General features: G+C 40.2%; 8 protein-coding genes. 1 reads left to right on the top strand and 7 read right to left on the bottom strand.

Translation table 11 applies throughout. The annotated features are described in order from the left end of the window. Nucleotides 1-39: 39 nt before the first annotated feature. The 7 genes from porN to BUA60_RS05310 form a co-directional block, all read right to left on the bottom strand. The gene (gene porN, locus BUA60_RS05340) at nt 40-942 is read right to left on the bottom strand and encodes a type IX secretion system ring subunit PorN/GldN (protein ID WP_072860876.1); all 903 of its coding nucleotides are present in this window, start codon (nt 940-942) and stop codon (nt 40-42) included. Nucleotides 943-1,047: 105 nt separating this feature from the next. Further along, nucleotides 1,048-2,616 (bottom strand): type IX secretion system motor protein PorM/GldM, encoded by a 1,569-nt coding sequence (gene porM / locus BUA60_RS05335; RefSeq protein WP_072860645.1) that lies wholly within the window; start codon nt 2,614-2,616, stop codon nt 1,048-1,050. A gap of 58 nt (nt 2,617-2,674) precedes the next feature. Then, nucleotides 2,675-3,325, bottom strand: coding sequence for a type IX secretion system motor protein PorL/GldL (gene porL, locus BUA60_RS05330; protein ID WP_072860644.1), 651 nt, complete (start codon nt 3,323-3,325; stop codon nt 2,675-2,677). Between the two features lie 85 nt (nt 3,326-3,410). Further along, complete coding sequence (gene porK / locus BUA60_RS05325) at nt 3,411-4,766, bottom strand: T9SS ring complex lipoprotein PorK/GldK (protein ID WP_072860643.1); 1,356 nt, start codon at nt 4,764-4,766, stop codon at nt 3,411-3,413. Between the two features lie 116 nt (nt 4,767-4,882). Next, on the bottom strand, nt 4,883-6,040 hold the full coding sequence (locus BUA60_RS05320; protein ID WP_072860875.1) for a formimidoylglutamase: 1,158 nt from the start codon (nt 6,038-6,040) through the stop codon (nt 4,883-4,885). A gap of 1 nt (nt 6,041) precedes the next feature. Further along, the gene (gene topA, locus BUA60_RS05315; RefSeq protein ID WP_072860642.1) at nt 6,042-8,531 is read right to left on the bottom strand and encodes a type I DNA topoisomerase; all 2,490 of its coding nucleotides are present in this window, start codon (nt 8,529-8,531) and stop codon (nt 6,042-6,044) included. 117 nt (nt 8,532-8,648) lie between these two features. Next, nucleotides 8,649-9,896: an LVIVD repeat-containing protein gene (locus BUA60_RS05310; protein WP_072860641.1), complete on the bottom strand. Its 1,248-nt coding sequence runs from the start codon at nt 9,894-9,896 to the stop codon at nt 8,649-8,651. 156 nt (nt 9,897-10,052) lie between these two features. Between BUA60_RS05310 and miaB the strand changes: the two genes are divergently transcribed. Continuing rightward, on the top strand, nt 10,053-11,498 hold the full coding sequence (gene miaB / locus BUA60_RS05305; protein ID WP_072860640.1) for a tRNA (N6-isopentenyl adenosine(37)-C2)-methylthiotransferase MiaB: 1,446 nt from the start codon (nt 10,053-10,055) through the stop codon (nt 11,496-11,498).

Here is an 11,498-nt window from a genome sequence, read left to right as displayed (position 1 = left end):
GGCGCTTAGCTTTATATATGAATTGGAATATTATTAAGGCTAGTAGGCCCACATATCTTGTTCCCTATCTCGGATAACCTCCTTAATTCGTTTGGATTCCAATAATTGGAACAAGGCATTATCAGCTATATAGTCCTTAACCTCACGGTCTCCATGCACGTTATCTTCTTTATAGATCGTTGCATTGAACCTTCTTGCGTTCAACAGCATATCAAAAGAAATAGGTTGTGCCGAATTACGTTGGTTAAACACTTTTGCCTCATGTAATATTTGTCGTGCACTAGGATACCATACCCAGAACAATGGAACTTTTGCTTCTGCCAAATCCATAGACTCATCATCTATAAAGTTAACATCCGGGGCTACAGGTGCAATACCCAATAATCGGTATTTTAATTCACCCAATCTTTTATCGAAATACCAGATTCCTTTAATAAGATATTCCTCCAAATCGGCAGCTGTAAGGTTCCTACGATTAATATATTCTGGAGAAATAGGTTCTCCTGCATTATATTGCTCGTATCCGTAGTCCGTAGTATCTACTTTCTGCAAAGTGGCAGCCAAATCGCTGAACTTTCTTTTTTCGGTAAAATAAGAGTCTACATAAACATCTGTCAATTTACCATTCTTAATGTTTTTGATCAACACATCATACAATGACCTTCTGTCCGGACCTATATCAATAGTGTCCAAAGGATAATACAGTGGAAAGTTTACGCGCTCGTCCAAGTCAATAACCTCCCATACGGTTTTGGACCAGAGAATATCCCTGTCGTCCACATAAGCGTAAGGTAAAGGAGCGTCATTATCTTTCGCAATTTGCGCTTCTGTTTTTTTCCCTATCTCTTCCGGTAATTTGGCATTTAGAATATTTGCCTGGGCGGAAATAGATAACGGCAACAGGACCACTACTCCAATTAATAAAACATTTTTCCAATTCATCTGTTTAAATTTATTGTTTTTAATCTTCAGTCCCACTAAGGTTGGACTGGTGAATTGGCCATGGCAAACATTCTTATTTACCATGGCCTTCTCACAACATTTTTACTAGTTTGTTATCTCCACAACAACAGGAGATACCTTTTTAAGCTTATAGCTTTTGTTATTTGTAATATATGCTTCGATATCAAATATCTGAACTGCATCTCCACGGCTTGCTCTTTTAAGGGCAGACTTGGCTCTAGCATCCAATTTGTTACCATTTACATCTACAGTTGGCTGTCCTGGAACCTTAAATTTAAATCCACTAACCGCAAGGTTAAGATCAAAATCAAAGTCTTCCAATAGAGCTCCAATAGTAGAGATCTCTAGGTTGTTTTTACCCATTTTAGCGCTTCCGGATTCTCCTCTTACAGATCCTGAAGGTCTTGGAATATCCTTAATCCTAAACTCTGAAGAAGTTTTGATCATTTGTCCATCAGGTAATTTACCTGAGGCAGTGATGGAAACTGTTCTTCCTGTTCCTGGATTCATAGCGTATTTACTTCCACTCTGCTTACTAAGTCCTGGAGCGGATGCAGTTACATTGTTATCAGGAATACCAGGAATGGATATGGTTATTGGGTTGGAAACACCACGGTAAACCACATTCATTTTATCAGCAGAAATTACGGCTGCATTTGGCTTGGTAATAGTGGCAAATGTAGAGGATACTGGCACTTCTGTACGCTCTCCATCCTGCATAAACACCAAGTTACCTTCAATCTTATGATCACCAGCACTTCCAGCACTTACGGTTAACCTTACCTTACCATCCTCGATAACATAATCGGTACCTTCGCTCAACTTTCTACCATCTAGGGTCAAGTTAACTTCATTAGGTTTTGTGGTGGCATCTTTACGACCCAATACAATATTTCCCGCAAATTTTTCACCTGCATAAAAGGCAGACTTTTCTTGCTCCAACAAAGTGGTATAATTGGTCATGGAAACCTCACTGCTCAACTGTCCTTGAAGCATGGCTTTAAGGGCATCTTCCTCTGTAGCTTTAATATCGGCCTGAAGAGAAGTAATCTTGGTCAATGATGCAACCAAAGGATAGCCTTCAAAGTTATAGTTCAACCAATCTTGCTTGGAACCATCTCTTTTAGTAACCTTACCATTCTCATCACCGGTTTCGAACCTAGATTGTACAGAAGACTTTACAGACTCCAATTCCTTAGGCATTACCGCAGCAATCTGCGTACGATAGTTTACCAAACGGTCCAAGAACTCTTTACCATCTGCTCCAAGTTGGTCTCCCTGGAAAAAACGCTGATCCAAATAATCGGTCTTGTCCATTACTTGATAATCTTTTGGATCCTCAACATCGGCCATCATCTCCTTTTTCAAGTTTTCCAAGTATTGGTAATACTCTACAGACAATTCCTTTATTTTCTTGGCGTCCTCCAAAAGAGGGCCAAATTTCTCAGCATTTTCAGATGCTTTAGTTTCAAGACCACTTAGGAAAGCCGTATTGTTTTCCGTGGTTTTTATGTTAGAAGCTTCTAACTTTTCGTTCATAAGACCGAAAGCCGATAGAACTTCTTTTCCCATATTTAGGGCCAACATCGCGATGAAGATCAAGTACATTAGGTTGATCATCTTCTGACGTGGTGTTGCTTTTCCTCCTGCCATTTTTCTAATTAGTTTTAATTATTAATTGATTTGGGTTTGGTTATTGAATTGTAACTAATTAGTTTCTATTCATTGCAGATAACATACCACCGTATACTCCGTTCAAAGAAGAAAGGTTGGTAGCCAAAGATTCCATTTGCTCTTTAAGGGCACTTGAATTCTGTACCACTTCCTCGTTGATAGATGCTTGTCTACTAGCGCTTTCCAATTGAACCTTGTAAAGACTATTCAAAGATTCCATTTGGGCTGCAGCCTGAACCATCTCATCAGAATACTTTTTGGTAGATTCCATAGCATCTACTGTAGGGGCGATACCTTTGGCAGCACCTTCAAAGTTTCTAATGCTAGATCCAAGACTTTCCATAAGATTGGCATCTACACCTGCTTCTTTTAACAATTCATCCAATTTTTTGGACAATGAAGCTTCAGCCTCTTTAATTTCTGCTTTAGAATTTGATTTTCCAGCTGAAGCACCTCCGTTTAATTCTGGATATACCAATGACCAATCGTATTCGTCATCTACTGGTTCAAATGCACTGATGGCAAAAATTAATGCTTCGGTAATAAGTCCGATTGCCAACAACAATCCTCCCGTAAGTGGGCCAAATTGCCAGTGAAGGATCTTAAACAATGCCCCTATAATTACTACAGATGCACCAAGGCCGTAGGCCATGTTAAATAATTTCTTAGTTGATTTTGACTGTGCCATAATTTTAAATTTAATTTAAGTAATGTTAATAATAAGTATTTGGTTTAACGTTTGATTCAATATAAAGGTCTTCTTTATTTATATTTTAATTGGTTGAGTCTTCCTCTCCCATGTAATCCTGAACGGTTCTAAAACCGATATAACTACGTGCCGAATCCTGGTATTCGTAATCCCTGGTGCTTACCTGTAGGAAATAAGCAACATCTTTCCAAGATCCACCTCGTATAACTTTTCTAGCGTTTTGGGTAGATTCCGCATTAGGGTTCATAGTGGACACATATTCATATGAATTTGGGTCATAGCTACTATTGGTCCATTCGGAAACGTTACCTGCCATGTTGTACAAGTTATAATCGTTGGGTTCATAGGACTTTGCCTCTACCGTATACAAGGCCTGATCTGCCGCATAATCTCCACGCTGTGGTTTAAAGTTGGCCATAAAACACCCGGTATCACTAATTACATAAGGTCCACCCCATGGATATGTTCCTCCTTCTATACCTCCTCTAGCAGCATATTCCCATTCCGCCTCGGTAGGTAGTCTAAAGCGGTTGACAAATTGCTTGCCCCTACTTTTTTGGTCGTCGTTCTTAAATTTGGTCCTCCAGTTACAAAAGGCCTGAGCCTGTTGCCAAGTAACACCAACCACAGGATAATCACTATAGGCGTCGTGCCAGAAGTAATCATTGTGCATAGGCTCATTGTAGGAGTATGCGAAATCCTTGATCCATACCGTAGTATCCGGATATATTTCAAGTTCTTCCTGTTTTATAAAATCCTTTCTACTTCCCTTTTTGGCACGTGCCGCAGCCTCAATATCCATCCAGGTGTATTTGTATTTTAATCTGGTAACATCTATATGACGTTGTCCATTATAGGATTCTTCTTCAGGAATGTACAAGGAGTCCATTACCTCGGCATAATACTCGTCCGGATATTTGGAGGTATCCCAGATTAAATTCTGTTTTCTGTCCAATGCCCTGCCTTCGTAGCCTGTTTCTCCCATACCGGCATAATTGTTCAGCATGTACTTATCGTAGGCAGACAATCTTGTAGTATCGGCATCCTTAAAGGCATAATCACCTATGCCTCCATCTTCAGGTCCCAATCCCAACTCATCGGCCAAAATAGCCAAACGGGTTCTTGCAATGGAATCCTTTACCCATTCTACAAATTGACGATATTCACTATTCGTAATTTCGGTATCATCCATATAGAAAGATCGAACAGTTACAGTCTTTGTCGGGGCATTTAGTACCTTAGCCTGATCTTCCTCACTCTTACCCATGATGAATGCTCCTCTAGGAATCAATTCCATACCATAGGGTTTTTCGGGATACCACTTTTTTCCTTGAGCTCCGACCAGCTCTCCTTTTGTTTTGGACCCACAACTTGAGAGTAAAAAAACAAATGCTATAGATGACAACAATAGCTTCTTCATACGTTAGGTTAAATTTCGATTATGATTATAAATGCAAACACAAGTATTATTCTCTAAAACTTATTTTTAAATAATTTATTGTATAAAATTTGTTTTTATACCCTAAATTTATTATTTCAATTAAACCCTTTTTTGTAGGCTTTAAACCACCGCTCAGGAATATTTTGATTACATGCATCCAGATAATCCAATTCAGTGCATGGTAATAACGCGGGTGAATTTGTTTTAGTATGTGAAGTTAAAATTGAAGGCACCTCTACCCACCATCTTTCGCTAAGATGGCTTTTGTAAAAGACGAGGGACTCATCCTCTGTAGGTACGGTATACTTGGTGAAGTCGTTACTATTACTATTGGGAGACTCTTGAATCCTAAAGTTTAGGCCCTCTATAAAATACCATATTATTTGGGCTACAAGTTGAAAGGCCTGATTGCTGTTTTCGCATTCATATATCCCAAAAACGGATACATTATCACTAATTCCGGCATATCTTGAAATAGCACAAATTTCCCTTCCGTTAAATCCGTTGGGCGAAAAGTTTCTGGAATACCCCATATCTGCCGCACGTATGGCACGTGCATCCAAACTTACCACATGCGCATTTCTAAGCACCGGTTCTGCTAGGGTTATATTGGAAATTAATTCGCCCAACCTATAGGAATCAAAGAAAAGACGCTCCATAAGGTCCAATTCTTCTTGGGAATTAAAATAGCTTTGATAGCCTATATTGGAGAAATTAAAAAGATTGTTGGGTTTCTCGGTAATTATTTTACTCATATAGGAATGGGAAGAAATAAGGTCTTCGTCCATCCCAAAGTCGAACCTACTATCTATAGACACTAGGTTAACCATATTTTTAAGACCGTCAAAAGCCCTGTAAGTAGGATAGGTAATGTCTTGGGTTGCCCCAATGACGATGGGAATAATATTTTCTTCCAGCAGGCCTGCAACAATTTCCTTGACCACAAAATAAGTGTCCTCTACAGTCTCGCCTTCCTCAATATCGCCCAGATCTATGATGGAGGAATTCCAGTTCCCCATCATTAAATTATACAACTGAAGTCTAATTTCGGAAATATCCAGGCGCTCCGGTTTTTTCTCAAAAGCATTTCTAGATTCATTAACCCCCAGTATTGCCACACTTACATTTGCCAGCACCGGAAGACCATGCCGTGCAGTGTGCATGTATATGTGTTTCCCCAATGCTTGGGCCGGAAGTAATTCGCAGTGGGCCAATACCCTGTCACTTACGGGTACTAAAAAATCGAATGCCATATTATTTTTTAGCCTTAGGTTTTGCTTTTGTTTTTTTCTTTGGTGTCTTTTTCTCAATTAATTCCTGGGCCTCCTTAAGGGAAATCTTGGTGGCATCCACATCCTTGGAGACCTCCACCTTAACCTTGCCCTTAATTATGGTATGCCTTCCCCATCTTGCTTTCTCTATACGAATACCTTCTTCTGGCCATTCTTGGACTAATTTATCGATCTCCTTTTGTTTTTTGGCCTCTATAATCTCTTCTATATCCTGTTTGGAAAGGCTATCAAAGTCATATTTCTTACTCACATTAATAAACATTCCGTCCCATTTAATAAATGGACCAAACCTTCCGACCCCTTTGGTTACCTCCTTATTCTCGTACATGGCAATAGGGGCATCGGCCTTTTGTTTTTCCTTAATAAGTTCTACGGCCCTGTCCATATCTATTTCCATGGCATTTTCATCCTTGCCCAAGGAAACAAACTTTTTACCAAACCTTATATAAGGACCAAAGCGACCTACATTGGCCTCAACATCTTCCCCTTCATAAACCCCAAGTTTTCTTGGTAGTTTAAACAGGTCCATGGCTTCTTCGTAGCTTATGGTATTTAAAGACTGGTCTGGCAGCAGACTGGCAAACAATGGTTTTTCCTCGTCATCTACCGTACCAACCTGTACCATGGGTCCAAAACGGCCCAATCTAACCGAAACCTGTCTTCCCGTCTTTGGGTCGGTACCCAAAATGCGCTCGCCACTGGCCCTATCCGCGTTTTCCTCCACATCCAAGACTTTCGGGTGAAAATCCCCATAAAAATCCTTCAATACTTTTTGCCAATCCTCGTCACCAGAAGCAATCTCATCAAAATCTTCTTCCACTTTGGCAGTGAAATGATAATCCAAAATTGTTTCGAAATGCCCTACCAAAAAGTCGGTCACTATTATTCCAATATCCGTTGGCACCAATTTTCCTTTATCGGAGCCCACATTTTCTTTTAAATCTTTAGTTGTCAGCTTATCCGATTTAAGCAGAAGCTGTACATAATTTCTTTCCGTGCCCTCAATGGTTCCCTTTTCTACATAGCCTCTATTCTGAATAGTGGAAATAGTGGGCGCATAGGTAGATGGTCTTCCTATTCCAAGCTCTTCCAGTTTTTTAACCAAAGAAGCTTCTGTAAATCTATAGGGTGCCCTTGAAAAACGCTCCGTCGCCGTGATATAATTATTAAGGAGTTTTTCACCCTCTTTCATGGACGGAAGCATTCCCTCCTGCTCTTCACTTATATCCTCCTCATCAGTACCTTCCAGATACACCTTCAGGAATCCGTCAAATTTAATCACCTCCCCATTGGCAGTAAATTCCTCCTTATGGGTATTGGCCTTTATTTTAACATTGGTACGTTCCAATTCGGCATCACTCATTTGCGAGGCCAGGGTACGTTTCCATATTAACTCGTACAATTTGGATTGATCCCTTTCCAGGGATGGCGACTGATTGGTCATCTCCGTAGGGCGGATGGCCTCATGGGCCTCCTGCGCTCCCTTGGATTTCCCTGTAAAATTCCTAACCTTACTGTATTCCTTGCCGTAATTACTAATAATGGCATCCTTAGCTGCATCAATAGCATCCTGTGAAAGGTTTACGCTATCCGTTCTCATATAGGTTATTAACCCAGCCTCATATAAGCGTTGTGCCACTTGCATGGTCCTTGAAACTGAAAAATACAATTTCCTGGAAGCTTCCTGCTGCAATGTTGAAGTTGTAAATGGTGCTGCAGGCGATTTTTTAGCAGGTTTCTTATCTAGGCTGGCAACCGAAAAATTCGCTCCAATATTTTCCTTTAGGAAAGCTTCAGCCTCTTTCTGGCTGGCATAGGTCTTGTTTAACTTGGCAGTAAAAATACTCCCCTCATTGGTTTTAAACTCGGCCGATATCCTAAAAGCCGCTTCCGGATTAAAAGCTTCAATTTCCCGTTCCCTTTCTACTATTAATCTCACCGCAACGGATTGAACCCTACCCGCGGATAAACCAGGTTTAATTTTTTTCCACAGGACTGGGGAAAGTTCGTATCCCACCAATCTATCCAAAATCCGCCTTGCCTGTTGGGCGTTCACCAAATCATAATTAATTTCCCTAGGATTTTCAATGGCCTTTTGAATGGCAGATTTGGTAATTGAGTTAAAAACTATCCGTTTTGTTTTTTTCTTGTCCAATTTCAACTCCTCTGCCAAGTGCCAGGAAATGGCCTCCCCTTCACGGTCTTCATCACTTGCAAGCCATATAGTATCCGCTTTGTCCGCTAAATCCTTAAGCTTTTTAACAAGGGCCTTTTTATCCTTGTCAACAATATATTTAGGGGCAAATTTATTGTCCACATCCACTCCCAATTCTTTGGAAGGCAAATCGGCAATATGTCCAAAACTGGACTCTACCTTATATTCCTTTCCTAAAAATTTTTCAATTGTTTTTGCTTTAGCCGGGGACTCTACGATTACTAAATTCTTTGCCATTAACTAGTTTTTGGTGACACAAAAGTATATCAATTTTTTTATTTAATGGATTTTCATTTGTGTCACCATAAAAAAACACCCCTATTTTAAGGGGTGTTTTAATCTAATTCATGGAAATTAATCAAGCTTAAATGTGCTGATCAGCCTTATTTTGTTCTCCAGATATTCATATTGATATAGGACTTCTTCCCCTATCATCAATAAATTATCCTCCAAGGGAATAACATCAAAAGTATCTATATCCTTAAAGTGGTTAAGTTGCACCAAATTCTGAACGTTGGTCTTATCATAGACCTTAAGTCCTGAAGACCCATCGCACACAAATAGTTTTTCATCCTTTACCCCCAGACCATAAGGACCGTCCATGGGATAGGTCTTTACCAATTCTGGGTTGCTAATATCCGAAATGTCCACTATAAAAAGTCCGCTCTCCGTGGCACCGCACATATTGCCGCCCCTTAAGGTAACATAGGCATAATCCCCATCAACCACAACAGGGTCACAGGCAGTACCGTGTTCAAATTCGGAAATCAAGCTAGGAGTGGCCGGGGAAGAGATATCATAGATATACATCCCTCTCATACTACCTAAAAACAATTGATCTCCCCTGTTAAAAATGGTTTCAATGTCAAAACCAGCATAAACGTCATCCAGATCTTTGGGGTTTTCCAGATCTTCAATATTAAATACATTTATATTGTGACTGTCCACAGCATATAAATAATCATTTACGATCTTAAAGCGTGCCAAGGACCCTCCCTGTCCTGTTGGAGTGGAATTCTGGGCGGCATTGGCCAACATTACATCAAACTCACGTGAAAAATCTACCTGAACTTCTTCTATCAACCTTCTCTCCTTTACGGTTTCCCATCCAATAACAATATCATTTTCATAATCTATATCCTGCCACTCATAAATATCTACTTCAAAAGGAAAGATCACGTTGTCCCTAAGAACATTTTCCAAGCGATTTACCGTTTTAATATTATTGATGTCCGATATATCCAGTACGATCAAATCCGTGATACTATCGGCATATAGGTAATTGCCTTTAACAGAAACATCCACGTTGCCCGGAATTTTTATAAAGGCTATTTTTTTGGGTGCTTTGGGGTCGGAATTATCTAGGACATGAACACCTTTATATTTTTCATTGACAAATATATAATCGCCATAAACATAAATTTTACCGGATTCATCCATGGGAATAGGAGCTATGACATCTATAGCCGCTTTAAAATCGGCCTTGCTCATCTTTAAGGGTTTGGCCACCAGGTACTCCGCATATTTACCGTCGTCCTCCTCATTACAGGATACAAAGCCAAGGGCAGTAAGCATAAACATTAGTAGTATTGTCCTTCTCATACCAATATATTTTTACGGGGTCACCTATAAAGAGATGCCCCTTAGCCTAAAGAGTTGCGTTCATTTTTGATAAATATTTAACTGTCAATATGTCATATTTAGCTATATAATACTATCTTTGCAAACTCTTAAAGATGAGGTTGAATACATAATAAAATGGAGAAGATTATAGATGAATCCGTACAAGGAACCACCATAACCCTTGCGGAAAAAGAAAACAGCACTAGAAAACTATACATAGAAAGCTATGGCTGTGCCATGAATTTTTCGGATAGTGAAATTGTTGCCTCCATACTATCCAATGAAGGTTTTAGTACCACACAGAAATTGGAAGATGCCGACCTGGTATTGGTCAACACCTGTTCCATTCGGGAAAAGGCAGAGCTCACCATCCGCAAGAGATTGGAAAAATTCAATGCCGTAAAAAGGCACAGGCCACATATGAAGGTGGGGGTACTCGGATGTATGGCCGAAAGGCTAAAAACCAAATTGCTGGAAGAAGAGAAAATTGTGGATATGGTAGTAGGCCCGGACGCCTACAAGGATTTGCCCAATCTTATCCAAGAGGTGGACGATGGTAGAAATGCAGTAAACGTAATCCTTTCCAAAGAAGAAACCTATGGGGATATATCACCGGTACGCCTTAACACCAATGGCGTAACCGCCTTTGTATCCATTACCCGAGGATGCGACAATATGTGTACCTTTTGCGTAGTGCCCTTTACACGTGGGCGGGAACGCAGTAGGGATCCACAATCCATACTACAGGAAGTTAACGACCTTGCCGATAAAGGATATAAGGAGATTACCCTCTTGGGGCAAAATGTGGACAGCTACCTTTGGTATGGTGGCGGATTAAAAAAAGGGTTCGAAAAAGCATCGGAAATGCAAAAAGCTACAGCTGTTAATTTTTCCAACCTTTTGGAAAAGGTGGCGTTGGCCCAACCAAAAGTACGTATCCGATTCTCTACCTCCAATCCGCAGGACATGACCTTGGACGTAATCCGAATAGTGGCAAAATATCCCAACATCTGTAATTATATCCATTTACCGGTACAAAGTGGAAGCAATAGAATCTTAAAGGAAATGAACAGACTGCATACCAGGGAAGAATATCTGGAACTGGTTAAAAATATCAAGGAAATTATTCCCGATTGCAGTATTTCCCAGGATATGATCACCGGCTTCCCCTCCGAAACCGAAGAGGACCATAAGGACACCCTCGCCCTTATGAAGGAAATACAATATGACTACGGCTATATGTACGCCTATTCCGAAAGGCCAGGGACAGCTGCGGCTAGGAATATGGAAGATGACGTACCTCAAGAGGTTAAAAATAGGAGATTGACCGAAATTATTGCCCTTCAAAGGGAACACAGTCATATCAGGAGCAAGCAACAACTTGGAAAAACTGTAGAAGTTTTGATAGAGGGAACTTCCAAAAAATCGGACAAGGATTGGATGGGAAGAAACTCCCAAAGCTTTGTAGTGGTATTTCCAAAGGAAAACTATAAAATTGGTGATTTTGTGAATGTCAAAATTACCGATTGCACCTCCGGCACCTTAATAGGAAGGCCGTTGGGACTATCCAATAACAATTAA

Origin of the sequence: Arenibacter palladensis, assembly GCF_900129275.1 — a bacterium.
Taxonomy (GTDB): domain Bacteria; phylum Bacteroidota; class Bacteroidia; order Flavobacteriales; family Flavobacteriaceae; genus Arenibacter; species Arenibacter palladensis.
Note: the sequence above shows the minus strand (reverse complement) of the source record. Positions and strands in the feature narration are given on the sequence as shown.

Coding starts and splice junctions, on each gene's coding strand:
- miaB (WP_072860640.1), top strand. CDS start 10,053: ATGGAGAAGATTATAGATGAATCCGTACAAGGAACCACCATAACCCTT.
- porN (WP_072860876.1), bottom strand. CDS start 942: ATGAATTGGAAAAATGTTTTATTAATTGGAGTAGTGGTCCTGTTGCCG.
- topA (WP_072860642.1), bottom strand. CDS start 8,531: ATGGCAAAGAATTTAGTAATCGTAGAGTCCCCGGCTAAAGCAAAAACA.
- porM (WP_072860645.1), bottom strand. CDS start 2,616: ATGGCAGGAGGAAAAGCAACACCACGTCAGAAGATGATCAACCTAATG.
- porK (WP_072860643.1), bottom strand. CDS start 4,766: ATGAAGAAGCTATTGTTGTCATCTATAGCATTTGTTTTTTTACTCTCA.
- BUA60_RS05320 (WP_072860875.1), bottom strand. CDS start 6,040: ATGGCATTCGATTTTTTAGTACCCGTAAGTGACAGGGTATTGGCCCAC.
- BUA60_RS05310 (WP_072860641.1), bottom strand. CDS start 9,896: ATGAGAAGGACAATACTACTAATGTTTATGCTTACTGCCCTTGGCTTT.
- porL (WP_072860644.1), bottom strand. CDS start 3,325: ATGGCACAGTCAAAATCAACTAAGAAATTATTTAACATGGCCTACGGC.